Consider the following 24,071-nt stretch of genomic DNA (forward strand, 5'->3'; position numbering starts at 1 on the left):
GTTTTCCGCCACCGAGACCGGGTGCAAAGGCATGGGGTACGGGCCTGCGGGCAGATGGCTGACCTGGACACTGAGCAGAAAGACACGGCGCAAACCATGGCCGCACGGCTGTGGAATAGCCGCTGGCTGCTTGCGGCCGGTATTGTCGCGGTTCTCGCTGTTTATGCCTTGGCTGGAATTTCAGCCTATGTCGTTCTCGCGGCGCTGCTGTTGCTGCTTGCAGCGGCTATACTGCCGACCGCCGGCGCGCGCCAATCCACCGGCAGCGGCGCTGCCATCGAGGCCATCGGCCTGCAGCGGCTCTCGGGTGAACATCTGGCCGCCGCCGTCGCCGATCCGCTGATCATCTTCGACCGGGCTGCCACCATCGTCCATGCCAACGCCGCCGCCTTCGCCGCTTTCGGCGGCATCGCGCCAGGCATGTCGCTGTCGCTGAAATTCCGGGCGCCGGAAATGCAGACCCTGCTGGATGGCGTGCTATCGGGCGATGTCGCCGCCGATGTCGTCGACTACATGGAGAAGCTGCCGGTCGAACGGGCTTACCGGGTGAGCGCGTCCTCGGTCGGTCACGCCACCGATCTCTATGTGCTGGTGTTCAAGGACCAGAGCGAAGCACGCAGGATCGATCGCATGCGCGCTGACTTCATCGCCAATGCCAGCCACGAACTGCGCACCCCGCTCGCCTCCATCGCCGGCTTTATCGAAACGCTGCGCGGACCAGCCCGCAACGACGCGGCGGCGCGCGATCAGTTTCTGCAGATCATGCAGAGCCAGACCGGTCGCATGGCGCGTCTGATCGACGATTTGTTGTCGCTGTCGCGGCTCGAGATGAAACCCTATCTGAAGCCGGGAACCGAGGTCGACCTGCGCCAGACCGTCGACAGCGTCATCGACTCGCTCGGGCCGCTGGCCAGCGAAAACGCCGTTGCCATCGAGCGGCATTACGCCGATGGGCCGCTTCATGTGCCTGGCGATCGCGATGAGCTTTTCCAGGTTTTCGAGAACCTCCTGGAAAACGCCTGCAAATACGGGCAGTCGGGTGGGCGCGTGGTTGTATCCATAGCGCATAGCGATGCCGGATCAGAGCCGGGCATCGAGGTGACGATCAGGGACTTTGGGCCTGGCATTCCGGAGGAGCACATTCCGCGCATTACCGAGCGCTTCTACCGCGTAGACGTCGAGACCAGCCGAACCCAGAAAGGCACCGGCCTCGGCCTGTCGATCGTCAAGCATATCCTGACGCGCCACAACGCCCGGCTTTCGATCAAGTCCGAAGTCGGCAACGGCGCGGCATTCTCGGTTCATTTGCCGACGCACTGATATCGCCCTAATTCAAGGGGACTGTTTCTTTTTTCTGTCATCCGGCTAGCGTATCAGCGGGATTCGAGGAAACGACTCAAAATCAAAACACCCCGTGGGAAGGCATTTTGCCATGCAGTCCGTGCACATCGTCAGCGCTTATGACGAGGAGTTGAAATATCTGTCGAAGCGCATCGCCGCGATGGGCGGCCATGCCGAGCGTATGGTCGAACAGGCGGTCACCGCTCTCGTCAATGCCGACCCAGGCCTTGCCCAGAAGGTCATCCGCGACGATACCGTACTGGACGAGGGCCAGCGCGAAATCGACGACAAGGCGATCATCATCATTGCCAAGCGCCAGCCGATGGCGGCGGATTTGCGCGAGATCGTCGGGACCATCCGCATCTCCGCCGACCTTGAACGGGTTGGCGATCTCGCCAAGAACGTTGCGAAGCGGGTGGTCGCCATCACCGACGGACGCCAGCCGACCAGCCTGTTTCGCGGCCTCGAGGCTCTGTCCAACCTGGCGTTGACCCAGCTCAAGGAAGTGCTCGACGTCTACGCGTCTCGCTCGGTGGAGAAAATCGGCTTCGTGCGCGATCGTGACGACCAGATCGACGCCATGTACACATCGCTGTTTCGCGAATTGCTGACCTACATGATGGAAGATCCGCGCAACATCACGCCCTGCACGCATCTGCTGTTTTGCGCCAAGAACATCGAGCGGATCGGTGATCACGCCACCAACATAGCCGAGACCATCTACTACATCGTCACCGGCGATCAGTTGCCGGCTGAGCGGCCCAAGGGCGACGAGACCGACAAAATCAGCCTTTCCGAGACGCAGCCGGTGAAGTGAGAACGCGCCTCTCGAACCGTCATCCGATTTACGCTAAGCTTTCCGGGCTTTGCTCTATCCTCGTCCGTGGATTTGCTCCTGGAGGTCGTGATGGAAAATGTTCGGAACCTGACACCGGCGCCTGGGCCGATATCCGGCATTATTGCTTGCGGCGTCTACACGGCCGGGCGCCGCATCGCCGACATTCCCATCGAGGAAGCCGGCGAATGGGCAAAAAAATCCGGCCATGTCGTCTGGATCGGCCTGTTGGAGCCCGACCGTAACCTGTTGCTGCGCGTCCAGGCGCAATTTCACCTGCATGAGCTGGCGATCGAGGATGCCGAGCACCCGCACCAGCGGCCGAAGATCGAGCAATATGGGGACGCCTTGTTCATCGTCGCCCGCACCGCACAGCTGATCGACGGCCGGGTCACCTTCGGCGAGACCCATTTGTTCGTCGGCTCAGGCTACATCGTCAGCGTCAGGCACGGTCCCTCCACCTCCTATGCCGCCGTTCGTCAGCACTGGGAAAGCTGCCCGCACTCGCTGGCTAAGGGTGAGGATTTCGTCCTCTATGCCATTCTCGATTTCATCGTCGACAATTACATGCCGGTGCTCGAGCAGATCGAGGACGAGGTCGAGGCGATCGAGGACAAGGTTCTGCTGAAGCCGATGACCGCTCCCGACATCGAACGGCTCTATATGCTGCGCCGTGATCTCCTGCGCCTGCGCAATGCCGCGCTTCCGCTGGTCGAAGTCTGCCGACGGCTGACCAGCGCCGAGCTGCCGCAGATACATACCGCCATGCATCCGCTGTTCCGCGACGTCACCGATCACATCCGCACCGTCCAGGAGAAGATCGACAGTCTGCGCGAGGTGCTGGCGTTCGCTTTCGAGGCGAGCTTGCTGGTCGGCCAGAGTCAGGAAACGGCGAACACCAAGAAGCTCGCCTCCTGGGCCGCAATCCTGGCGGTGCCGACGGCGCTCGCCGGCATCTACGGCATGAATTTCAGCGACATGCCGGAACTGAAGATGGAATACGGCTATCCGGTGGTTCTGGGCGCTATCGTGCTGATCTGCACGTTTCTCTACTGGCGGTTCAGGAAGAACGGGTGGCTTTGAAGAGAGTGAATAGGAATTAGTGAGTAGTGAAAACGGCGCTTCATGCGCTAGGTTTTCCTACAATCTGCTACTCACTACTCACTACTCACTACTCACTCAGCGACTCCGCCGCCGCTCCGATGCCGGCTGGAACGCCACGCGGGCATGGTACTTGCAGTAGGGACCGGTTTCGGCGGCATCGTTGCCGCAGAAATGGAAGTCCTCTGAAAGAGGGTCGCCGTTCGGCCATTTGCAGGTCCGCTCGGTCAGCTCGACCAGTTGCAGATGCCGCGAGATCGGCAGCACGACATTTTCGACCGGGCGGATGTAGTGGCGTGCCACAGGTTCGGCGTCGAACTGGGTCTGCAAGGCCGTCGCGCCGATCGATGTCGTGACATGGCGTGCCGTGGTTGCTGCGCGTGATACCGATTTCTGGACGGTCGATCCTTGCGCCGCCTTCTTCTGGCGTGCCGGCGTGGCGGTCGAGCGACCGCGGCCCGACAGTTTCAGCCGATGCACCTTCCCGATGACCGCATTGCGGCTGACCCCTCCAAGCTGCGCAGCAATCTGGCTTGCGCTCAGACCCTCCGACCACAGTTTTCTCAAGAGTTCTACCCGCTCGTCAGTCCAGTTCATGAGACCGCGCTCCTCTAAGCGTGCGGCAATCGGAATCCTTCTCCCGACCCGGCAACATTTGCCGGGGCAGACACCACATATATCTGGTGATTAGGTCCGCCGCACGAAATCTAGTTATTTCTCGACTACAACTACTCTATGCGCTGACTCGGTGACAAGAGTCCCAAGTGCAACACGAATCGGTTTTTTCGGTTTTCCCCAACTTGCCCGGTCGCTTATGAGCCGGCGTCCCGTCAGGGGGCTTGCCGCGAGCCACTACGCGACGTTTTCGTTGACTTCATGGCCGAAAAACAGGATAAGCCGCACAGGCCGCCGCTTTGGCGGCTTTTTTGATTTTCCGGTACCGGAGACGCATATAATGAGCGGTTCGGCGCTTTACGAGACCTTTGCTCGCGCACCCCTGGCCTTCGACCACGGGGAAGGCACATGGCTGATTACCGACAAGGGCGAGCGATATCTCGACTTTGCCGGCGGCATCGCCGTCAATTCGCTGGGCCACAGTCATCCGCATCTGGTCGCCGCACTCACCGAGCAGGCCGCCAAGCTGTGGCATGTCTCCAACCTCTACGAGATCCCCGGGCAGAACCGGCTCGGCGAGCGGCTGGCCGACGCCACCTTCGCCGACAAGGTGTTCTTCACCAATTCCGGCGCCGAGGCGCTGGAATGCGCGATCAAGACGGCACGGCGCTACCATTTCGTCAACGGACATCCCGAGCGCTTCCGCGTCATCACCTTCGAAGGCGCCTTCCATGGCCGCACGCTGGCGACCATCGCGGCCGGCGGCCAGTACAAATATCTCGAGGGCTTCGGCCCCAAGGTCGAAGGTTTCGATCAGGTCGGCTTCGACGACATCGACGCCGCCGAAAAGGCGATCACGCCGGAGACGGCTGCGATCCTGATCGAACCGGTGCAGGGCGAGGGCGGTATCCGCCCGGTGCCGACGCAGTCGCTGAAGCGGCTCAGGCAATTGTGCGAGCAGCACGGCCTGCTGTTGATCTACGACGAGGTCCAGTGCGGCATCGGCCGCACCGGCAAGCTGTTCGCGCATGAATGGTCAGGGGTCACGCCCGACATCATGGCGATCGCCAAGGGTATTGGCGGCGGTTTCCCGATGGGCGCATGCCTTGCCACGGATGATGCGGCCGTCGGCATGACCGCTGGCGTGCATGGCACCACGTTCGGCGGCAACCCGCTTGCCATGGCAGTCGGCAACGCCGTGCTCGATGTCGTGCTGGAAGACGGCTTCCTCGAAGATGTCCAGCGCAAGGCGCTGCTGATGAAGCAAGGCCTTGCATCGGTCGCCGACGAGTTTCCCGAAATCATCGAGGACATCAGGGGTGCCGGGCTGATGCTCGGCCTCAAATGCGCCATGCCCAACACCAAGGTGAACATGGCCTTGCGCGACCAGCACCTGCTGGCGGTGCCGGCCGGCGACAATGTCATTCGCCTGCTGCCGCCGCTCACCGTCACCGACGCCGAGATCCATGACGCGCTCAACCGCATCCGCGCCGGCGCCAAGAGCCTGGCGGAGGCGATCGCTTCCGCCGCGGCGAAGTAATCCCGGAACCATTGCTGATGTCAGTTCGCCATTTCACCGATCTTTCCACCGTTTCCGAAGGCGATTTGCGCTTCATGCTGGACGATGCGGTGGTGCGAAAGGCGCGCCTCAAGGCCGGCGAGCGCACCAAGCCGCTCGAAGGCAAGGTGCTGGCGATGATCTTCGACAAGCCGTCGACGCGCACGCGCGTCTCCTTCGACGTCGGCATGCGGCAACTCGGCGGCGAGACCATCATGCTAACCGGCACCGAGATGCAGCTCGGCCGTTCCGAGACCATCGCCGACACCGCCAAGGTGCTGTCGCGCTATGTCGATGCGATCATGATCCGCACCACCTCGCATGAGCGGCTGCTGGAATTGACCGAGAACGCCACCGTGCCGGTGATCAACGGGCTGACCGACGACACCCATCCCTGCCAGCTGATGGCCGATATCATGACTTTCGAGGAACATCGCGGTCCGGTCGCCGGCAAGACCATCGCCTGGACCGGCGACGGCAACAATGTGCTGCATTCCTTGCTCGAGGCCTCGGCCCGGTTCCGCTTCAACCTCAACGTTGCCGTGCCCGAGGGCAGCGAGCCGGCGCGGAAGCATATCGACTGGTCGCAGGCGCATGGCGGCAAGCTGCATTTCACCCGCTCGCCCGAGGAAGCCGTCGATCAGGCCGACTGCATCGTCACCGATTGCTGGGTGTCGATGGGCCAGGAGCATCGCGCCCGCGGCCATAATGTGTTCTCGCCCTACCAGGTCAATGCCAAGCTGATGGCCAGGGCCAAGCCGGACGCACTGTTCATGCACTGCCTGCCCGCCCATCGCGGCGAGGAGGTGACAGACGAGGTCATCGACGGACCGCACTCGGTGGTCTTCGACGAGGCCGAGAACCGGCTCCATGCCCAGAAGGCCGTGCTGGCCTGGTGTCTGGGCGCTTGATCCCTGGGAGCTTGATCTGCGGGCGTGTGATGCCTATCTGCGCCGCATCACGCAAATCAAGCGCGTTTCGACGCATGCGCCCCACAGGGCGGCATGGCCGCGCCCTGGAGCTTTGTCATGTTGGAAACCTATCAAGTGACTGAACATCACCCCAAACTCGGCGAATTCGGCTATGCCGGCGACGATCACGTCGTGCCGTTCGAGGTCGGCCCTCTCGATGTGCGAGGCCGCACGGTTCAACTCGGGCCGATGCTGGACGCTATCCTCAGCCGTCACGATTATCCCGAGCCGGTCGCCCGCCTGCTGGCGGAGGCCTGTGTGCTGACCGTGCTGCTCGGCACGTCGCTGAAGTTCGAGGGCAAGTTCATCCTGCAGACCCGCACCGACGGGCCCGTCGACATGCTGGTCGCGGATTTTTCCACGCCCTCGGCGCTGCGCGCCTACGCGCGTTTCGATGCCGACCGGCTGGAAGCGCTGGTCGCGGCCGGCGAAACCTCCCAGCAGACCCTGCTCGGCAGCGGCGTGCTGGCGCTGACCATCGACCAGGGCGCTCACACGCAGTGCTATCAGGGCATCGTCCAGCTCGATGGCGAGACCCTGGAAGACGCGGCACGCACCTATTTTCGCCAGTCGGAACAGATCCCGACCGATCTCAGGCTGTCGGTGGCCAAGCTTTTGACGCCCGGTCCTGGCGGCGCCCGCGAGCAGTGGCGCGCCGGCGGCATCCTGGCGCAGTTCCTGCCGCAGTCGCCCGAGCGCATGCGCGTCCCGGACCTGCCGGGTGGCGATGGCGATCCACGCGAGGAGATCCACGATCCGGCCGACAATTCCTGGCAGGAGTTGCTGGCGCTGCTCGGTACGATCGAGCCGACGGAACTGATCGACCCGACGATCGGCGCCGAGCGGCTGCTCTACAGGCTGTTCCACGAGCATGGCGTGCGCGTCTTCGGCGGCGTTCCGGTCGCCGACCAGTGCTCGTGCTCCAGGGACAAGATCCACGGCATTCTCGAGGGGTTTTCCGCCCAGGAGATCAAGGACAGCACCGAAGACGGCGGCATCCACGTTGCCTGCGAATTCTGCTCGAAGCAATATGACTTCGACCCGGCGGAATTTGCGAGGCAGTGAGCTTCTTCCTTCTCCCCGTCACTATACGGGGAGAAGGTGCCCGAAGGGCGGATGAGGGGCAGGGCTGGCGTTCGGTGGTTGAGCCCAGCCTTCACTCCGTAGGGAAGATAAATCTCTCAAGTCAGCGCTGCCCCTCATGGTCCTGCCGGACATTTCTCCCCGTAAACGGGGGAGAAAGAGCCTAGTTCACCGTCCGCCGCGTCCCCGGCAGGTCCAGCGAAAACGCCGGAATGGCGATGTCGAACGTCTCGCCCCGCTTGTTGCGCATCGTGTAGTGCCCGACCATGATGCCGGACGGTGTCGAGAGCGGGCAACCGGACGTGTACTGGTAGCTGTCGCCGGGATTGAGTTCGGGCTGGTCGCCGACCACGCCGGGGCCATGCACTTCCTCGACCCGACCGGCGCCGTCGGTAATGTGCCAATAGCGCGACAGAAGCTGCACGAAATCGTCCGACTGATTGTCGATCGTTATCTGATAGCCCCAGACATAGCGGTTCTCCGAGGGATCCGAACGGTCCTCCAGGTAGAACGGCCTGACCTGCACTTCGATGTTGCGCGTGACGGCGCTGTACATAAGCGGCTCCAAAACAATCCGGTAACTTTCGGCGCTCCAGGCGGGCTGGTCAACGGTGCGCGTCCTGTCATTGCGGACCGAACCGCAGGTGGCGGCAAAGAATGTCATTTAAGTGACACATGACAATGATGGTGTGCGCCGACCAGTGCCGCACGACTCGGGCGCTCTGTCGAATTGTTGAATCGGTCGTCATGCAGGCAGATTGTTCTGGCGGACCGGTTTTCCTGGAGTGACCGGATCTCGATGGAACTCACTCTCATAGCCGCCACGCTTTCAACTGCCCTCATCCTCTCAAATCTCGCCAGCATAGTGCTCGCCGCTTCGCGTCTGAAACGGCGCCGCGCCATTGCCGCGCCGGCCGGCAAGCCGCGGCCGGTGTCGATCGTCGTGCCGTCGCGCGGCGTCGAGCCGTTCACGCAGGAGACGCTGGAGCGCGCCTTCTCGCTCGACTGGCCGCGCTACGAGTTGATTTTCTGCGTCGCCCATGCCGACGATCCGGTGGTCAAATTGATAAACAGGACGATCGTCCGGTTTTCGAAAGTGCCGGCCCGGTTGCTTGTCGGGGACGACCGCATCAGCGCCAATCCGAAACTCAACAATTGCGTCAAGGGCTGGGAGGCGGCGCGGCACGACTGGGTCGTCCTGGCCGATTCCAACGTGCTGATGCCGAGGGACTACGTCCAGCACCTGATGGCTGCCTGGCGGCCCGGCACCGGCCTTGTCTGCTCGACGCCGATTGGCTCGCGGCCGGCCGGCTTCTGGGCTGAGGTCGAATGCGCTTTCCTCAACACGCTGCAGGCGCGCTGGCAATATGCCGGCGAGGCGCTCGGCCTTGGCTTTGCCCAGGGCAAGAGCATGCTCTGGAACAAGCCGATGCTCGACGCCAATGGCGGCATCCGCGCACTGGCCGCCGAGATCGCGGAGGATGCCGCCGCGACCAAGCTGGTGAACAGTCTCGGCCTGCGCGTCAATCTCGTCGCCGCCCCCTTCGAGCAGCCGCTTGGCCGGCGCTCGTTTGACGAGATCTGGTCGCGTCAGGCCCGCTGGGCTCGTCTGCGCCGCGTCACTTTCCCGCTGTTCTTCGCACCCGAAATCCTGACCGGCGCCGTGGTGCCTCTGGTGCTTGCGCTGATTGCCGCAGCCAGTGCCGGTTTCAGCCTCTGGGCAACCGCCATTGCCGTGCTGGCAGCCTTCTACCTTCCCGAGTGCGCGCTGGCCTGGTCCAAGGGCTGGTACCTGTCGCCACGCATGGTCGCAGCGATCATGGCGCGCGACCTGATCCTGCCAGCGATGTGGGGGCGCGGCTGGCTTGGCGGCGCCGTCGACTGGCGTGGCAACGCGATGACCATCGGCACCAAGACGGCCGAGCTGGAAGAGACGCCGTCCGGCGCGTGAAGGCTACGGCTCAGCTTGGATCCCAACAACAATTATCGTACTACGAACTATGTCGAAAAGCGCTAAGACGATTGTGCGCCGTGAGGCTACTCCGCCAAAGCAGTCGCGTGCTGACGCTTTGACGCTCGCCATGAAGGCGCTCGCTGCGATGACCGACGAAGAAGATGCAGCGATCACCGCTGCCGCGCACTTAGATCCGGATGCTCAGCCGGTTGGCAGGCGCCTATAGTTCTCTGGTCAGCTGCTTTCGGCTATTTGGCCGCCTTCAGCGCCTGCGCGATGTCCTCTAGCAGATCGTCGGTATCTTCCAGGCCAACCGACAGCCTGAGCGTGCCCGGCCCGATGCCGAGCTCGGCGCGCGCCTCGTCACTCAGATTCTTGTGCGTCGTCGTCGCCGGATGGGTGATCAGGCTCTTGGCATCGCCGAGATTGTTGGAGATCAAGACGATGTCGAGCGCGTTCTGCAAGGCGAAGGCCGCCTGCTTGCCGCCCTTGACGTCCAGGCAGATCAGCGTCGAGCCGCCCGACATCTGCTTCTTGACGATATCGGCCTGCGGATGGTCGGCGCGGCCGGGATAGATGACGCGGGCGATCTCCGGCCGCTCGGCCAGGAAATCTGCGATCCTGCCCGCGCTTTCCGTCTGCTGGCGCACACGCAGCGGCAGCGTCTCCAGGCCCTTCAGCAGCGTCCAGGCGTTGAAGGGCGAAAGGCTTGGGCCGGTATGGCGGAAATAGTCGTGCAGGTTCTCGTCGATCCACTTCTTGTCCGACAGGATCACGCCGCCGAGACAGCGCCCCTGGCCGTCTATGTGCTTGGTTGCCGAGTAGACGACGATATGGGCGCCGAGCTGCAAGGGCTTTTGCTGCAAAGGCGTGGCAAAGACATTGTCGACGATCAGCCTTGCGCCGATCGAATTGGCAAGCGAAGCGACGGCGGCGATATCGACCACTTCCAATGTCGGATTGGTCGGGCTTTCCAGGAAGAACAGCTTGGTGTTCGGCTTGACCGCCTTTTCCCAGTTGGCGATGTCGGTGCCGTCGACCAGCGTCGCTTCGATGCCGTATCTCGGCGCCAGCGTCTCGACCACCCAGCGGCAGGAGCCGAACAGCGCACGCGCCGCCACGATATGGTCGCCGGCCTTGGCGCTGCACAGGAGCGCCGCCGTCACCGCCGCCATGCCCGACGCGGTGGCGCGCGCGTCTTCGGCGCCTTCCAGGGCGCACATGCGTTTTTCGAACATGTCGACGGTCGGATTGGCGTAGCGCGAATAGATGAAGCCTGGCTCCTCGCCCTTGAAACGGGCTTCGGCGGCCTGCGCCGTTTCGTAGACATAGCCCTGGGTGAGATAAATCGCTTCCGACGTTTCGCCGAAACCGGAACGCAGCGTTCCGCTGTGCACGAGTGCCGTCTGTGGCTTCCAGTTGTGCTTCTTGGTGCTCATCGCTCTTCTTCCAGACACAAAAAAACCGGCCGCGAAAGTCGCAACCGGTCCATACGGCCTTGCGGCCCGACGGTCCTTTAGCGACTTGTTTAACGTGGCTGCAAGCCGACCGGCCAAATCACCACGGGATAACGACCCTTTAGACCCGCGCCACGCTTGCGTCAATTGCCGGCTTCATTAAGAGGTTTGTACCAACGGTCTTGGAGCGAGCCAGCTTTGCGGCAGACAGGCATTCTTCCCGATCAGGACATATCTGCGCTCTTCCAGTCCGGGGCGCTGAAGTCGGCGCGTGCGCTCGACGCCGACCAGATCCAGCCGGCCAGCCTTGATCTCAGGCTCGGCGACAAGGCTTGGCGGGTGCGGGCCTCCTTCCTGCCCGGCCCCAACCACAAGGTCTCGGAAAAGCTCGACCGGCTGCAGCTGCACGAGATCAATCTTGCCGAGGGCGCGGTGCTGGAGACCGGCTGCGTCTACATCGTGCCCTTGCTTGAAAGCTTGGCGCTGCCGGCCGACATTTCGGCCTCGGCCAATCCGAAGAGTTCGACCGGGCGGCTCGATATTTTCACCCGTGTCATGACCGATCGCGGCCACGAGTTCGACAAGATCGCCGCCGGCTATCATGGCCCTCTCTATCTGGAGGTCAGCCCGCGCACCTTTCCGATCGTCGCGCGCACTGGTTCTCGCCTGTCGCAGATACGCTTCCGCACTGGCAATGCGCTGCTGTCGGAAGCCGAGCTGCACGAGCTGCATCGCGCGCAGATGCTGGTCGCCACCGAACCGCCGAACATTTCCGGCGGCGGCATCGCGCTGTCGATCGACCTCAACGGCGATCAAAACGGCCTGGTCGGCTATCGCGGCAAGCATCACACCGGCCTTGTCGATGTCGACAAGCGCGCGGCGCAGGAAATCGTCGATTTCTGGGAGCCGATCCACAAGAGCGGCGCCGGCGAGCTGGTGCTCGACCCCGATGAATTCTACATCCTCGTCAGCCAGGAAGCGGTGCACGTGCCGCCGCTCTACGCCGCAGAGATGACGCCCTTCGATCCGCTGGTCGGCGAATTCCGCGTCCACTACGCCGGCTTCTTCGATCCGGGCTTCGGCCACTCGGCGTCCGGTGGCACCGGCAGCCGGGCCGTGCTCGAAGTGCGCAGCCACGAAGTGCCGTTCATCCTCGACCACGGCCAGATTGTCGGCCGGCTGGTCTACGAGCATATGCTGAAGCGGCCGCAGGCACTCTACGGCACCGATCTCGGTTCCAACTATCAGGCGCAGGGCCTGAAGCTGTCCAAGCATTTCCGCGCCGCGCGCTGAGCGCCTGTCGCCGTCAGGCAAAATACTTGCCTGTACCGGCTCGCCATGCTTGGCTGCCTTGCCGCCCGTCAAGCTGGTGGCGTTCAAGGGGAACCAAGAAAATGCAATTTTCGAAATGGGTCATATCGGCAGCGGGCGCTGCCATGCTGGTGATGGCGGCCGGCTCTTTGGCGGCGCAGGCAGCTGAAAAAATCAAGATCGGCACCGAGGGCGCCTATCCGCCGTTCAACACCATTACATCAGACGGGAAGGTCGAAGGCTTCGACATCGACATCGCCAATGCGTTGTGCGCGCAGATGAAGGTCGAGTGCGAGATCGTCACCCAGGACTGGGACGGCATCATTCCCGCTTTGCAGGCGAAGAAGTTCGACGCCATCATCGCCTCGATGAGCATCACCGAGGAACGCAAGAAGCAGGTCGCCTTCACCAACAAATATTATACGACACCGCTCGCCCTGGTGGCGCCGAAGGACAGCGACCTGACCTCGACCGAACCGGCGGCCCTTGCCGGCAAGACGGTCGGCGCTCAGGCTTCGACCACGCAGGCCGACTATGCCCAGAATGAATATGGCAAGGCGCGCGCGGAGGCCAAACTCTATCCCACCCAGGAAGAGGCGATCACTGACCTGACCAACGGCCGTCTTGACGCCGTGATCTCGGACAAGTTCGTGCTGATGGACTGGCTGAAGAAGGCAAGCGACGGCTGCTGCAAGCTGGTCGGCGACGTCAAGGGCACCGAGACCCAGGCCGGCATTGCCGTGCGCCTGGACGACACGGCCCTGCGCGACAAGCTCAACGCGGCCATCGACGCGATCGTCGCCGACGGCACCTACAAGAAGATCCAGGCCAAGTACTTCGACTTCGATATCTATTGAGACGTTGAAGCTGCCAATCTCCCCCCTCGCGGGGGAGATCACACTGTCATCAACGTCTCAAAGCGCCTTCACTGCCACCTGCACCGGCTGCTCGATTTCGAGCGGATTGCGCAGCGGCAGGCCGAAATCCCCGGCCTCGATCTCGAAGACATCGCCGGCCTCGGTCCTGATGCCGTCGGCGAAGGACAGCGTCGCCGTGCCGAACATATGCACATGCACGTCTCCCGGCTGGCGGAAGGCCGCGTATTTGAAATGATGATGTTCGAGATTGGCGATGGTGTGCGACATGTTCGCTTCGCCGGACAGGAACGGCTTTTCCCACAGCACCTCGCTGTCGCGCACGATGCGCGAGGTGCCGCGGATGTCGGACGGCAGGTCGCCGATCAGGATCTCCGGCCCGAACGAGGCGTTGCGCAGCTTGGAATGGGCGAGGAACAGATAGTTCACGCGCTCGGTGACGTGGTCGGAAAACTCGTTCGACAGCGTGAAGCCGACGCGGAAAGGTGCGCCGTCGTCGCCGATGACATAGATGCCGGCCACCTCGGGCTCTTCGCCGGCGTCCTTGGCAAAGGCCGGTGACAGGAGTGCGGCACCTGGTGCCACCGCCATCGTGCCGTTGCCCTTGTAGAACCATTCCGGCTGCACGCCGATCTGGCCTTTCGCCGGCTTGCCGCCCTCCAGCCCCATGCGGAACATCTTCATGGAATCGGTGAGCTGCTCCTCGCCGTCGGCGCTCAGCTTCTTGTGCATGGAATCGCGCGTCGCGGCGGAGCCGAGATGCGTCAGCCCGGTGCCGGTCAGGTGCAGATGCGCCGGATCGGGGTGATTGATCGGCGACAGCAGCCGCCCCTTCTTGTAAGCGGCCTCGAGATCGACCGTTTCGCCAAGCCCCTTGCGTTCGATCAGCGCGACGAGGCCGACGCCGGTGCGGGCGGCCTCCATCGCCAGCGAATAGACGCTGCGGGCGCCGTTGATGATCCGGGTCTTGCCGCCGTTGCGGGCAACGACACGGATGGTCTCGGCGTCATCGAGAATCTGGGAGATCAGCATGATGAATCCTCTCTCATTTGCCTTGGCAGGGTTGCCAAAAGGGCAAGCCTTGCTCAGCGCGGCCGGGACGTCGTCCATGCCACGGTTGATAGTCTCCGTTCGGATTGCGCTCGCGGGCATGGTCCCTCAGGGGACTTCTTTACGCCGGCAGGTTTGCCGGCAGCGCCGCGATCGTATGCCTCCTGCTTGCCTCGACTAGAGCAGTTCACCGTTTCACGGAAACGGCGAACCGCTCTAACTCATTGTCTTGGCGCAATTCCGGGCGGAAAACCGTTTCACACTTTTCCTGGAATTGCTCTAAAGCCTGTTCAGGCCTTGTTCTTGTTGTAGACGTCGAAGATCACTGCGCCGAGCAGCACCAGGCCTTTGACTACCTGCTGCCAATCGACATTGACGCCCATGATCGACATGCCGTTGTTCATCACGCCCATGATGAAGCCGCCGACGACAGCGCCGATGACCTGGCCGACGCCGCCCATTGCCGAGGCGCCGCCGATGAAGACAGCGGCGATGACGTCGAGCTCAGAACCGAGGCCCGCGGCCGGCACGGCCTGGCCGAGGCGAGCCGCGATGATCAGACCGCCGAGCGCCGACAGCACGCCCATGTTGATGAACACCATCAGCGTCAGCCGCTCGGTGTTGATGCCCGACAGTTGCGCGGCCTTGGCATTGCCGCCCATCGCATAGATGCGGCGGCCGATGGTCATGCGCTTGGTGACGAAGACGAACAGCGAGATCAGCACGCCCATGACCAGGAGCACCACCGGAAGGCCCCGGTAACTGGCGAACTCATAGACCAGGAACAGCGCCAGCGCGCTGGCGACCAGCGTCTTGATCACGAACAGGGTGAAGGGCTCGGCCTCATAGCCATGGCGTTCGCGCTTGCGCCGGGTCCTCACCCCGAAATAGGCATAGGCCAGCACGGCGATCAGGCCGAGTACGACCGTCGTCATGTGCAGCGTCAGGCCACTGCCGAGAATGGTCTTGCCGGCCGCGTTCACCGTCGGCGGGATCAGCGTCAGCGGGCCGATGACGTCGGGAATGAAGCCTGAGCTGAGTGCCTTGAAGCCGTCGGGAAGCGGCCCGACCGACGATCCGCCGCCCAGCAGCGCCTGACAGATGCCACGGAAGATCAGCATGCCGGCCAGCGTGACGATAAAGCTCGGTATGCGGTGATAGGCGATCCAGTAGCCTTGCGCCGCGCCGATCAGGCCGCCGGCGATCAGGCAGACGATCGAAACCACCAGCGGATTGCTGAGCGGTCCGAGCTGCCAGATGACCATCATGTTGGCCGCCAGCGCGCCGATGAAACCGGCGACCGATCCGACGCTGAGGTCGATATAGCCCGATACGATCACCAGCAGCATGCCAAGCGCCATCACGATGATGAACGAGTTCTGCTGCACCAGATTGCTGAGGTTGACCGGCTTGAACAGCGTTCCCGACGTGGTGAACTGGAAGAACAACATGATCACGATCAGCGCGATAATCAGGCCGTATTCGCGCAAATTCGTCGTCAGCGCCGAGACGGCGATACGTGGCCGCTGGTCTTCGGCAGCGTTGCCCTGCGGGGCGGGGGCGGTTTCGGTGCTCATGCTGCTTTTCCTTCTCCCCGGACGATGGCGCGCATTATTTTTTCCTGGCTTGCGTCCGCCGCGGGCATTTCGCCCACCATGCGCCCTTCGTTCATGACGTAGATGCGGTCGGTGATGCCGAGCAATTCCGGCATTTCCGACGAGATGACCACGATCGCCTTACCCTCCGAGGCAAGGCGGGCAATGATCGTGTAGATTTCGTATTTGGCGCCGACGTCGATGCCGCGTGTCGGCTCGTCCAGGATCAGCACTTCCGGGTCGGCGAACAGCCATTTCGATAGCACCACCTTCTGCTGGTTGCCGCCGGAAAGATTGCCGGTCATCTGGTAGACGCTGGAAGCGCGGATATTGGTCTTCTTGCGATAATCGTTGGCAACGGCGAGCTCGCGCATGTCGTCGATCACGCTGTGGCGCGACACGCCGCCAAGATTGGCCAGCGTGATGTTGTGCTTGATATGGTCGATGAGATTGAGCCCGTAGGTCTTGCGATCCTCGGTGACGTAGGCGATGCCGTGCTGGACCGCCTTGCTCACCGTGGACACATCGACCGGCTTGCCCATCATCAGCACCTCGCCGGTGATGCGGCGGCCGTAGGAGCGGCCGAACAGGCTCATGGCGAATTCGGTGCGGCCGGCGCCCATCAGCCCGGCAATACCGACCACTTCGCCCTTGCGCACATGGATGTCGATGCCCTTGATCACCTGCCGTTCAGCATGCAGCGGATGATAGACTGACCAGTTCTTCACCTCGAACACCACCTCGCCGATGTCAGGCTCGCGTGGCGGATAGCGATCGTCGAGCGAACGGCCGACCATCGAGGTGATGATGCGGTCTTCCGAAATGTCCTTCTTGGCCAGCGTCTCGATGGTCCGCCCGTCGCGGATCACGGTCACCTTGTCGGCGACCCGGTTAATCTCGTTGAGCTTGTGCGAGATCAGGATCGAGGTCATGCCCTGGCGCTTGAACTCGAGCAGCAGGTCAAGCAGCGCCTGGCTGTCTTTCTCGCTGAGCGACGCTGTCGGCTCATCGAGGATGAGCAGCTTGACGTCCTTGCTCAGCGCCTTGGCGATTTCGACCAGTTGTTGCTTGCCAACGCCGATATTGGTGATCAGCGTCTTGGGGTCCTCCTTGAGGCCCACCTTCTTCAACAGGGCAGCGGTGCGTGCCTCGTTGGCGTCCCAGTCGATGACGCCATATCGGGCGCGTTCGTTGCCGAGGAAAATGTTTTCGGCGATCGACAGCATCGGCACCAGGGCAAGCTCCTGGTGGATGATGACGATGCCCTTGTGTTCGCTGTCATGGATGCCTTTGAACTGGCATTCCTGGCCCTGAAAGATGATCTGGCCGTCATAGGTGCCGGAGGGATAGACGCCCGACAGCACCTTCATCAGCGTCGACTTGCCGGCGCCGTTCTCGCCGACCACGGCATGAATCTCGCCCTCCTCGACGCTGAGGTTGACGTTCGACAGCGCCTTCACGCCAGGGAACGTCTTGGTGATGTCGCGCATCTCCAAAATCGTCGTCATAAGGGCAAGCTCCTCCTGTTGCATGTCGCTCAAAAGTGCCGGCGGTTTTGAGACGACGACATGCACGGAAACAAAGACTTAAAGCGCGTCGCATGTATCCCGTTCGAAGCGGCGCGCTCTAGGCCCGGTAGAAACAATACCGGGGTCGCTCGTGAACGGAAAGGGGCCCTGCGTTGCGCAGGACCCCTGTCTTTGTAACCGGGATTACTTCAGGTCTTCGGCCTTGATGTAGCCGGAGTCTACGACCAGCTTCTGGTAGTTCGACTTGTCGACGTCATGCGGCGTCAGCAGGATCGAGGGAACGACCTTTACGTCGTTGTTGTAGGTCTTTTCGTCGAGGCCGTCAGGCTTGCCGCCCGAGAGCACCTTGTCGACGAGTTCGACGGTGGCCTTGGCCAGTTCGCGGGTGTCCTTGAACACGGTCGAGTACTGCTCGCCCGAAATGATCAGCTTGACCGAGGCGGTCTCGGCATCCTGGCCGGTCACGATCGGCCAGGGCTGTGCGTCCGTGCCGTAGCCGACGGCGCGCAGCGAGGCGGTGATGCCGCGCGACAAGCCGTCATAGGGCGAAAGAACGCCATCGACGCGGCTGCCGTCCGAATAGTTGGCCGACAGCAGATTGTCCATGCGCGCCTGGGCGGTGGCGGCGAGCCAACGCAGCGTGCCGACCTTGTCCATGCCAGTCTGGCCGGACTTGATCTTGATCGAGCCGTCGTCGATCAGCGGCTGCAGGACGGAGATGGCGCCATTGTAGAAGAAGAAGGCATTGTTGTCGTCGGGCGAGCCGCCGAACAGTTCGACGTTCCACGGCTTGGTGTTCGGGAAGCGCTCCTTGAGGCCCTTGACCAGCGAATTTGCCTGGATCACGCCGACGCCGAAATTGTCGAAGGTGGTGTAGTAGTCGACATTGGCGGTCTTCTTGATCAGGCGGTCATAGGCGACGACGACGACGCCCGCGTCAGCGGCCTTCTGCAGAGCATCCGACAGGGTGGTGCCGTCGATCGAAGCGATGATCAGCGCCTTCGGGCCTTTGGTGATCTCGTTTTCCAGCTGGCTGAGCTGGTTGGGGATGTCGTCCTGCGCGTATTGCAGGTCGACGGTGTAGCCGAGAGCCTCGAGCTGGGACTTGACCGCATCGCCGTCATTGATCCAGCGCTGCGAGGTCTTGGTCGGCATCAGCACGCCGACAAGACCCTTGTCGGCTGCGTGCGCCGAGTAGGTCATGGCAGCGATGCCAAGGGCCGCGACGGCGGCCAGTGTCTTGATGATTTTCACTTTAACTCTCCCTGTTTGATGGACGCGGCACCCCGGGGGTCGCGGGCCGCGCAATCGTGCAGAAGTGCCAAGGCACTGCTGCCGTCATATCGATCTCCGGTATCCTCCCATGGCCCCGAGACGCTGATTCAATCGATACGATTTTCTCGTCAGCGACCGTCACGTCTTGGAACGCGGGAAGGGTGTGGGTCTTTGCCATAACTGTCAAATGCGATCTTTGATGGTTGCTATATCATCGCTGGTATATGTATTGCGACGTGACGGGACGACCCCGATGTCGGTCTTGCGTAAGCATAAGGTAGGGAAAGCGATGGCGGCATTCGGGAATCCGACAACAGCTTCAAATGGTTACAGGGAAGCACCGGGCGATGGCGAAACCCTGCTGCGCAGCGGTCTCAGTCTGCGTCACATGCGCATGATCGTCGCGCTCGACGACCATGGCCGGGTCAGCGCGGCAGCCCAGGTTCTGAACATTTCGCAGCCGGCGGCCTCTCGCATGATCGCAGAGATGGAGGCGGTGCTGGAGGTCAAGCTGTGCGAGAGGCTGCCGCGCGGCATCACCTTGACGCCATATGGCAAGGCTTTGGCCAGGCGGGCGCGCTCGATCCTGCTGGAGATGCGCGAGGTCGACCGCGAGATTTCCGAGCTCAAGGCGGGCAAGGGTGGTTCGGTTTTCCTGGGTGCCGTGACCGCGCCGGCAATCGAGCTGGCGGTGCCGGCAATTCGTGAAATCCGCCGCATCTATCCGCGCATCGAGATCACCATGCAGGTCGAGACCTCCAATGTGCTGGCACGCGAGCTGATCGCCACGCGCCATGACTTCATCATCGCGCGCATCCCGGACGATCTCAATCCGCGGCTGTTCGAGTCGCGCGTCATCGGCGTCGAGAAGGCCTGCCTGATCGTGCGCCGGGGCCATCCGCTCACCAAGGGCGAGGCGGTGCGGCTGGAAGAGACCGCCGCCTATGACTGGGTCTTCCAGTCTGGCGGCTCGCCCTTGCGCCAGGCGATGGAGAGCAACTTTCTCAACCGCAACATCGCTTTGCCGGACCGTATCCTGAACACCAGTTCGCTGCTCCTGACCCTGGTCATGGTTGCGCAGTCCGATGCCATCGCTCCGGTCTCTGTCCAGGTGGCGAAATTCATCCAGAACCCTGACGGGCTGGCCGGCGCCATCGACGTCGTCCAGACCGAATTCGACATCGAGGTCAGGCCCTACAGCCTGATCACGGTGAAGAACCGCGCGCTGTCGCCGGCCGCCAAGATGCTGCACGACTTCATTTTGAGGGAAGTGGGATGATGGCTCTCTCGGGTAGGCTTCTCCGGCGAAAGCACCGCCAGGCCGAGGCCAGCGAAAGCGGAGTGGGAACATTACTTCCCGCCGATGCGTTGATGATCTTGCAAGGGACGATTTCTTCTGGAGGCTGAACATGCGCAGCTTCGAAATCATCGATCTGCTTTACGTGATCGAGGCCTGCAAGCACGATCGATCGGTCGGCAACTTCGTGTCCATGGCTGAAGGCGTGGAAGAATTGCGGGTGTTGACCGGCGATTTCGTTTCATCGGATGACGTGGCGGCAAACGCCCTCGCAAAAGTGGCGCTTGCGCGAGGCTGCTCGGTTGTGTTCGACGAACAGGCAGGCGCTGAAATGGTTCTGGCGCCTTAGACTGGAGCGGGTAGAGGGAATCGAACCCTCGCGTTCAGCTTGGGAAGCTGACAAGCTACCATTACATCATACCCGCGTGCGCCCTCGTTACCATGAGGGGCCGGCTTCGGGCAATCGCCAAAACGGCGCTCGCTACGGCGCCAGGCAGGATCAGGCGCCGGGCAGGTAAATCACCGCATAGTCGTCCGAATAGGCCCGTTTCCAGCCCAACTGGTCGAAGAAGGGAATGCGGCTGTCGTCGGCCGACAGCAGCGCCCAGCCTATTGCGTATTTCTTCAGGCGGGCTTCGAGGAGCGGCTTGCCGTCGCCGCGTCCGGTGTCGTTGTCGCTTTTTGTGAAACCGCCCAGGAACAGCTGGTCCGTCCGCCCGTCGATATAGGTCTTGAACCCGTGAAAAATCAGCGTGCCGCCGAAATTGTAGGAATTCAGCACGTTGCCGGATAGATGATGGCTTTGCGCGAATGCCAGCGCCCCGCTGGCCGATGTCTTCGGGCTCGGCGCAACATGATAGGCGCTGCCGAGCACGGCGACCCCGCCGATCAGCAGAGCGGCTGCCATGCCGCAGATGGCGTAGAACCGCCTGGCAAAGAATCTTTCCAGTCCGTCGCGCTTTTCGGCCAGCCATGCGGTGGCTGAAAGCGAGGGATATTGCTGCGCGACCTCGGCCGCCATCACCAGCGGAATCAGCAGGAAGAACAGATACATGAAGCGCACGTGGGCGAGATAGACATGCAAGGTGAAGACGACGAACAACGCCTTGGCCCAGCCAATTCGCAATCGGGACACCAATAGCCCGAAAAGCGCCAGCAGCATCGCCGCTTCCTGGACGGGACTGTCCGGCGGATTGAACGGTTTCCATTCCATGATCAGCGACACTGCCTCATTGCCGTAGGCGACGGCGAGCGTCGCCAGGATGGCCTGGACGCCGTAGGGGTGGATCAGGCTGACCAGCGGGCAAAGCAGACCGAACGCGATCCACTTCGCCAGGAGGGCCGGTTTTGACAGGCCCGTGCGCGCCAGCAGATCAAGACCGGCGAAAGCCGCGATGACGAAGCTCAAGGTGAAGGTGGCGTGTAGGTTCGCCCACAATACGACCAGCACAAGCAGCCACCAGGGCGGCGCCCGTTCTTCCCTTGCCGCACCAAAGAGCACCGCCGTCCAGATGACGATGATCGGGAAGGTGAACACATGCGGACGCGCCGTGAAGATCGGGTTGATCAGGAACACCGCCGCGAACGCCACTGTAATCGCCAGGATCGGCTTCAGCCATGCACTGAGAAACCACCCCATGAGGAAAACCGTCAGGGAGATCGAGGCGATGATCGCGGTGACGACCCCGTTCCAGCCGCCCGCCCGGTAGGCCAGAGCCAGCAGGACCTGCCCCAGCCATTCCTTGGCAATCCAGGGCTGGCCGGCAAACGTGTAGGAATAGGGATCGACGGTGGGAAATATCCGGTTACTCAGGAAATCCAGACCGACCTTCACTTGCCACCAGCTGTCGGGATCCTGCAGGGTGGCGCCTGCCTGGGCACCCAGCGCACCCGCCATCGCCAAGGCCGCGAGCAGGCAGAAGATCAGCCTGTTCCGCTCGTTGTATGTCGCGGCCTCCGCACTGGCCTGAGCGTCGTTCATGGTGCGCCGCCTCTAATCGGTTCCGGTGACAGTTGGGTTCAAGACGTTGGATTGGCGGGCTGCCGCCGAGGCTTGTCGGCCACCCGAACTATGCGGTCGGTGCTGTCGTCCCCACGTCCCACGAACACGAAGCGAGCCGAGCCAAGATAGAAAACAACCGAATAGACGCAGATTCCCGCGAGGTGGACCAGCGGGTTTTCGACGATGCCTGCTGAACGGGCGGCGATCACGACGGCCAGATTGACGCTGTAGGCGACCAGAAAGACACCCCCATAGCGCAGCGCGGTTCCGGGCTGGAAGCCATCGGCTCTGCCGAAGGTCCATTGGCGGTTCAGGAAGAAGCCGAGAACGAGGCCGGCCGCATAACCCGTGGCGTTGGCAAGGATGTCACCCAGACCAAGCGCAAGCCCGGCCAGGATGACCGCGTATCCCAGCGCCGTGTTCAACAGACCGACGGCGCCAAATCGCAGCATCCTCGGGAAGTCAAACGGCAGGCTTGACCACATGCGCAAAATATTGGGCTCCGACAGGAATCTTGGTGAGGAAGCGCTCGAACGGCCTCAGTCTCGCAAGCATCCGAGGAAAGAAAATCCGGTAGACGATCCTCGTGTCGGCAAGGCCCGCCTCGGCCATGCGCCTGCGCATCTCGCGCGAATTTATCAAAACCGCATTTTCGTCGAAGGCACAGTTTCTCACCGCGTGCGTGGTCAGCGGGTTCCAAGGATTGTGTTCGAAGACGAAGAAGCTGCCGCCATCGGCCAGCACCCTGCCGATCTCGGCGAACAGTCCGATCTGCAGGTTCTCGGGAATATGGTGGAAGACGCAGGCCGCGAAGGCCAGGTCGAAGCTGCCGTCGGCAAAGGGAATTGTCTTGCCGTCGAAATGCGTGAAGGCGGCCTGGCCGGGAAAGCGCTTGCCAGCGATGTCGAGCGATTCCCGCGAAGGATCGAGCAAGGTGATCTCCGCGTCGGGAAACGCGTTGCGCATATGGCCGAGCGAATTGCCGACGCCGGCGCCGAAATCCAGTATTCGTCGCGGTTTGACACCGGCCCGCCGCAGCGTCGCGGCGACGTCGTCGATCTTGTACCTGGCGAAGAAATCCGGGTTTTCACCGCTCAGCCTTATGCTCGCGGCATGCTGCTCCTGATATTCCCGCGCAAACTGGTCGAACTCCGCCTCAAGCACGTGCGGCCCTCTTTGCCATCTCCTGCAGGCGATGGACCGGCAATTCGCCGTCCTCCACCGCCTGGCTGCGCGAAACGATCTCGTTGACGAAGTAGAGCGGCCGCCGCTTTGTCTCCATGTACATGCGCCCGAGATACTCGCCGAAGATTCCGAGCACCATAAGCTGGACGCTGCCGAGGATCAGCACGATCGCGGCAAGGCTGGTCCAGCCGGGCAACACGTTTCCGACCGACCATTCGAACAGCGTGTAGCCGAGCACGACCAGCCCCAGAAGCCCGAACATCATTCCGAGCAGCGAGGCGAACCGCAAGGGCACGATGGAGAAGCTGGTCATCGCGTCGACCGCCAGAAGAAGCATTTTCTTCAACGGATAGTGGGTGGTGCCGGCAAAGCGGCGGTGCCGCTCATAGGGGAAAGCCACCTGTCTCAGCCCGATCCAGCTCACCATGCCGCGAATGAACCTGTAACGTTCTGGCATCGCGTTCAAATGGTCGAGCGCGCGACGGTTCATCAGCCGGAAATCACCGGTGTTCGGGGCTATGTCGACGTCGACCATCCGGCGCAGCAAGCGATAGAACATGGACGCGGAGGCGAGCTTGAACCAGCTTTCGCCATCGCGCGTCAGCCTCTGGCCGTAAACCACATCGAAGCCTTCGTTCATCTTCGTCATCATCGCGCCGAGCAGTTCAGGCGGATCCTGCAGGTCGGCATCGAGAATGAGAATGCGCTGGCCGCGACAGAATTCGAGCCCGGCGCTCAACGCGATCTGGTGGCCGTAATTGCGGGCGAGGTCGATAGCGACGATATGGTCGTCCTTTTCGGCCAGCTGTAGAATGGCCTCGCGCGTACCATCGGTCGCGCCATCGATGACAAGGACGATCTCGTAGGAAGCGCCTTGTTCAAGGCACGCGGCCGTTACCCGCCGATGCAGTTCGGCCACGCCATCCAGCTCGTTGTAGCATGGGATGACCACCGACAGCATGACGCCGCGTCGCGCGGTGTTTTTCTCCGTCTCCACCAAAGCCTTGCTCCCGCTATTCGATTGGGAATAGCGGCAA

Annotated in this window: 22 protein-coding genes, 1 tRNA gene and 1 riboswitch; of the genes, 11 read left to right on the forward strand and 12 right to left on the reverse strand. The window is 62.3% G+C overall.

Going from position 1 to position 24,071, the window contains the following annotated elements; all coding sequences use genetic code 11:
- Nucleotides 1-54 precede the first annotated feature (54 nt).
- The 3 genes from EOA16_RS07420 to EOA16_RS07430 all read left to right on the forward strand — a co-directional run bounded on the left by EOA16_RS07420 (nt 55) and on the right by EOA16_RS07430 (nt 3,259).
- Nucleotides 55-1,320, forward strand: a complete 1,266-nt coding sequence (locus EOA16_RS07420) for an ATP-binding protein (RefSeq protein WP_127256759.1) — start codon at nt 55-57, stop codon at nt 1,318-1,320.
- Nucleotides 1,321-1,432: 112 nt separating this feature from the next.
- The gene (gene phoU, locus EOA16_RS07425; protein ID WP_127256761.1) at nt 1,433-2,158 is read left to right on the forward strand and encodes a phosphate signaling complex protein PhoU; all 726 of its coding nucleotides are present in this window, start codon (nt 1,433-1,435) and stop codon (nt 2,156-2,158) included.
- 90 nt (nt 2,159-2,248) lie between these two features.
- A complete protein-coding gene (locus EOA16_RS07430) occupies nt 2,249-3,259 on the forward strand; it encodes a magnesium and cobalt transport protein CorA (protein ID WP_127256763.1) in 1,011 nt (336 codons plus the stop codon).
- Nucleotides 3,260-3,355: 96 nt separating this feature from the next.
- On the opposite strand, the gene EOA16_RS07435 is transcribed toward EOA16_RS07430, so the two are convergent.
- A complete protein-coding gene (locus EOA16_RS07435) occupies nt 3,356-3,874 on the reverse strand; it encodes a GcrA family cell cycle regulator (RefSeq protein WP_023811342.1) in 519 nt (172 codons plus the stop codon).
- 358 nt (nt 3,875-4,232) lie between these two features.
- Between EOA16_RS07435 and EOA16_RS07440 the strand changes: the two genes are divergently transcribed.
- The 3 genes from EOA16_RS07440 (at nt 4,233) to EOA16_RS07450 (ending at nt 7,486) form a co-directional block, all read left to right on the forward strand.
- Nucleotides 4,233-5,432, forward strand: coding sequence for an aspartate aminotransferase family protein (locus EOA16_RS07440; protein ID WP_127256765.1), 1,200 nt, complete (start codon nt 4,233-4,235; stop codon nt 5,430-5,432).
- Between the two features lie 17 nt (nt 5,433-5,449).
- Entirely contained in the window at nt 5,450-6,361 is a 912-nt protein-coding gene (argF, locus tag EOA16_RS07445) for an ornithine carbamoyltransferase (RefSeq protein ID WP_127256767.1), read from the forward strand.
- Between the two features lie 93 nt (nt 6,362-6,454).
- Nucleotides 6,455-7,486, forward strand: a complete 1,032-nt coding sequence (locus EOA16_RS07450) for an Hsp33 family molecular chaperone (protein WP_127256769.1) — start codon at nt 6,455-6,457, stop codon at nt 7,484-7,486.
- Between the two features lie 181 nt (nt 7,487-7,667).
- On the opposite strand, the gene apaG is transcribed toward EOA16_RS07450, so the two are convergent.
- Nucleotides 7,668-8,060 (reverse strand): Co2+/Mg2+ efflux protein ApaG, encoded by a 393-nt coding sequence (apaG, locus tag EOA16_RS07455; RefSeq protein WP_127256771.1) that lies wholly within the window; start codon nt 8,058-8,060, stop codon nt 7,668-7,670.
- A gap of 243 nt (nt 8,061-8,303) precedes the next feature.
- Between apaG and EOA16_RS07460 the strand changes: the two genes are divergently transcribed.
- Nucleotides 8,304-9,455, forward strand: a complete 1,152-nt coding sequence (locus EOA16_RS07460) for a ceramide glucosyltransferase (protein WP_127256773.1) — start codon at nt 8,304-8,306, stop codon at nt 9,453-9,455.
- Nucleotides 9,456-9,706: 251 nt separating this feature from the next.
- On the opposite strand, the gene EOA16_RS07465 is transcribed toward EOA16_RS07460, so the two are convergent.
- The gene (locus EOA16_RS07465) at nt 9,707-10,897 is read right to left on the reverse strand and encodes an O-succinylhomoserine sulfhydrylase (protein ID WP_127256775.1); all 1,191 of its coding nucleotides are present in this window, start codon (nt 10,895-10,897) and stop codon (nt 9,707-9,709) included.
- A gap of 57 nt (nt 10,898-10,954) precedes the next feature.
- Nucleotides 10,955-11,032, reverse strand: a riboswitch (SAM riboswitch).
- A gap of 81 nt (nt 11,033-11,113) precedes the next feature.
- On the opposite strand from EOA16_RS07465, the gene EOA16_RS07470 reads away from it, so the two are divergent.
- Both EOA16_RS07470 and EOA16_RS07475 read left to right on the forward strand, forming a co-directional pair.
- Nucleotides 11,114-12,208, forward strand: a complete 1,095-nt coding sequence (locus EOA16_RS07470; protein WP_127256777.1) for a 2'-deoxycytidine 5'-triphosphate deaminase — start codon at nt 11,114-11,116, stop codon at nt 12,206-12,208.
- A 101-nt stretch (nt 12,209-12,309) separates the two neighbouring features.
- Entirely contained in the window at nt 12,310-13,083 is a 774-nt protein-coding gene (locus EOA16_RS07475) for an ABC transporter substrate-binding protein (RefSeq protein ID WP_127256779.1), read from the forward strand.
- 57 nt (nt 13,084-13,140) lie between these two features.
- Here EOA16_RS07475 and araD1 read toward each other — a convergent pair whose 3' ends face one another.
- From araD1 to chvE, 4 genes are all read right to left on the reverse strand, one after another.
- On the reverse strand, nt 13,141-14,133 hold the full coding sequence (gene araD1 / locus EOA16_RS07480) for an AraD1 family protein (protein ID WP_127256781.1): 993 nt from the start codon (nt 14,131-14,133) through the stop codon (nt 13,141-13,143).
- Nucleotides 14,134-14,441: 308 nt separating this feature from the next.
- Entirely contained in the window at nt 14,442-15,728 is a 1,287-nt protein-coding gene (mmsB, locus tag EOA16_RS07485) for a multiple monosaccharide ABC transporter permease (protein WP_127256782.1), read from the reverse strand.
- The gene (mmsA, locus tag EOA16_RS07490; RefSeq protein WP_281035825.1) at nt 15,725-17,254 is read right to left on the reverse strand and encodes a multiple monosaccharide ABC transporter ATP-binding protein; all 1,530 of its coding nucleotides are present in this window, start codon (nt 17,252-17,254) and stop codon (nt 15,725-15,727) included. Before mmsA ends, mmsB begins: the two co-directional genes overlap by 4 nt.
- Before the next feature lie 204 nt (nt 17,255-17,458).
- On the reverse strand, nt 17,459-18,529 hold the full coding sequence (gene chvE, locus EOA16_RS07495; RefSeq protein WP_127256784.1) for a multiple monosaccharide ABC transporter substrate-binding protein: 1,071 nt from the start codon (nt 18,527-18,529) through the stop codon (nt 17,459-17,461).
- A gap of 310 nt (nt 18,530-18,839) precedes the next feature.
- Here chvE and EOA16_RS07500 point away from each other — a divergent pair, with 310 nt between their 5' ends.
- Together EOA16_RS07500 and EOA16_RS07505 are read left to right on the forward strand one after the other, a co-directional pair.
- Nucleotides 18,840-19,829 carry a LysR family transcriptional regulator gene (locus EOA16_RS07500; protein WP_127256786.1) on the forward strand — a complete coding sequence of 330 codons (990 nt, stop codon included), beginning with the start codon at nt 18,840-18,842 and terminating at the stop codon, nt 19,827-19,829.
- 130 nt (nt 19,830-19,959) lie between these two features.
- On the forward strand, nt 19,960-20,196 hold the full coding sequence (locus EOA16_RS07505) for a hypothetical protein (protein ID WP_127256788.1): 237 nt from the start codon (nt 19,960-19,962) through the stop codon (nt 20,194-20,196).
- 2 nt (nt 20,197-20,198) lie between these two features.
- Here EOA16_RS07505 and EOA16_RS07510 read toward each other — a convergent pair.
- The 5 genes from EOA16_RS07510 to EOA16_RS07530 all read right to left on the reverse strand — a co-directional run bounded on the left by EOA16_RS07510 (nt 20,199) and on the right by EOA16_RS07530 (nt 23,995).
- Nucleotides 20,199-20,272: transfer RNA gene (locus tag EOA16_RS07510), tRNA-Gly, on the reverse strand.
- A gap of 74 nt (nt 20,273-20,346) precedes the next feature.
- Complete coding sequence (locus tag EOA16_RS07515) at nt 20,347-21,828, reverse strand: hypothetical protein (protein WP_127256790.1); 1,482 nt, start codon at nt 21,826-21,828, stop codon at nt 20,347-20,349.
- A gap of 38 nt (nt 21,829-21,866) precedes the next feature.
- Nucleotides 21,867-22,334: a GtrA family protein gene (locus EOA16_RS07520; protein ID WP_245455873.1), complete on the reverse strand. Its 468-nt coding sequence runs from the start codon at nt 22,332-22,334 to the stop codon at nt 21,867-21,869.
- A complete protein-coding gene (locus EOA16_RS07525) occupies nt 22,312-23,013 on the reverse strand; it encodes a class I SAM-dependent methyltransferase (protein ID WP_127256793.1) in 702 nt (233 codons plus the stop codon). Before EOA16_RS07525 ends, EOA16_RS07520 begins: the two co-directional genes overlap by 23 nt.
- A complete protein-coding gene (locus EOA16_RS07530) occupies nt 23,006-23,995 on the reverse strand; it encodes a glycosyltransferase family 2 protein (RefSeq protein WP_206517321.1) in 990 nt (329 codons plus the stop codon). The genes EOA16_RS07525 and EOA16_RS07530 overlap by 8 nt, the downstream gene beginning before the upstream one ends.
- Between the last annotated feature and the right edge of the window lie 76 nt (nt 23,996-24,071).

Source organism: Mesorhizobium sp. M7A.F.Ca.US.008.03.1.1, assembly GCF_003997495.1.
Classification (GTDB): Bacteria; Pseudomonadota; Alphaproteobacteria; order Rhizobiales; family Rhizobiaceae; genus Mesorhizobium.

What these genes read in the sequence shown, in the direction of transcription:
- EOA16_RS07420 (WP_127256759.1), top strand. Translation starts at nt 55, where the DNA reads ATGGCTGACCTGGACACTGAGCAGAAAGACACGGCGCAAACCATGGCC.
- phoU (WP_127256761.1), top strand. Translation starts at nt 1,433, where the DNA reads ATGCAGTCCGTGCACATCGTCAGCGCTTATGACGAGGAGTTGAAATAT.
- EOA16_RS07430 (WP_127256763.1), top strand. Translation starts at nt 2,249, where the DNA reads ATGGAAAATGTTCGGAACCTGACACCGGCGCCTGGGCCGATATCCGGC.
- EOA16_RS07435 (WP_023811342.1), bottom strand. Translation starts at nt 3,874, where the DNA reads ATGAACTGGACTGACGAGCGGGTAGAACTCTTGAGAAAACTGTGGTCG.
- EOA16_RS07440 (WP_127256765.1), top strand. Translation starts at nt 4,233, where the DNA reads ATGAGCGGTTCGGCGCTTTACGAGACCTTTGCTCGCGCACCCCTGGCC.
- argF (WP_127256767.1), top strand. Translation starts at nt 5,450, where the DNA reads ATGTCAGTTCGCCATTTCACCGATCTTTCCACCGTTTCCGAAGGCGAT.
- EOA16_RS07450 (WP_127256769.1), top strand. Translation starts at nt 6,455, where the DNA reads ATGGCCGCGCCCTGGAGCTTTGTCATGTTGGAAACCTATCAAGTGACT.
- apaG (WP_127256771.1), bottom strand. Translation starts at nt 8,060, where the DNA reads ATGTACAGCGCCGTCACGCGCAACATCGAAGTGCAGGTCAGGCCGTTC.
- EOA16_RS07460 (WP_127256773.1), top strand. Translation starts at nt 8,304, where the DNA reads ATGGAACTCACTCTCATAGCCGCCACGCTTTCAACTGCCCTCATCCTC.
- EOA16_RS07465 (WP_127256775.1), bottom strand. Translation starts at nt 10,897, where the DNA reads ATGAGCACCAAGAAGCACAACTGGAAGCCACAGACGGCACTCGTGCAC.
- EOA16_RS07475 (WP_127256779.1), top strand. Translation starts at nt 12,310, where the DNA reads ATGCAATTTTCGAAATGGGTCATATCGGCAGCGGGCGCTGCCATGCTG.
- araD1 (WP_127256781.1), bottom strand. Translation starts at nt 14,133, where the DNA reads ATGCTGATCTCCCAGATTCTCGATGACGCCGAGACCATCCGTGTCGTT.
- mmsB (WP_127256782.1), bottom strand. Translation starts at nt 15,728, where the DNA reads ATGAGCACCGAAACCGCCCCCGCCCCGCAGGGCAACGCTGCCGAAGAC.
- mmsA (WP_281035825.1), bottom strand. Translation starts at nt 17,254, where the DNA reads ATGACGACGATTTTGGAGATGCGCGACATCACCAAGACGTTCCCTGGC.
- EOA16_RS07500 (WP_127256786.1), top strand. Translation starts at nt 18,840, where the DNA reads ATGGCGGCATTCGGGAATCCGACAACAGCTTCAAATGGTTACAGGGAA.
- EOA16_RS07505 (WP_127256788.1), top strand. Translation starts at nt 19,960, where the DNA reads ATGCGCAGCTTCGAAATCATCGATCTGCTTTACGTGATCGAGGCCTGC.
- EOA16_RS07515 (WP_127256790.1), bottom strand. Translation starts at nt 21,828, where the DNA reads ATGAACGACGCTCAGGCCAGTGCGGAGGCCGCGACATACAACGAGCGG.
- EOA16_RS07520 (WP_245455873.1), bottom strand. Translation starts at nt 22,334, where the DNA reads ATGTGGTCAAGCCTGCCGTTTGACTTCCCGAGGATGCTGCGATTTGGC.
- EOA16_RS07530 (WP_206517321.1), bottom strand. Translation starts at nt 23,995, where the DNA reads ATGCTGTCGGTGGTCATCCCATGCTACAACGAGCTGGATGGCGTGGCC.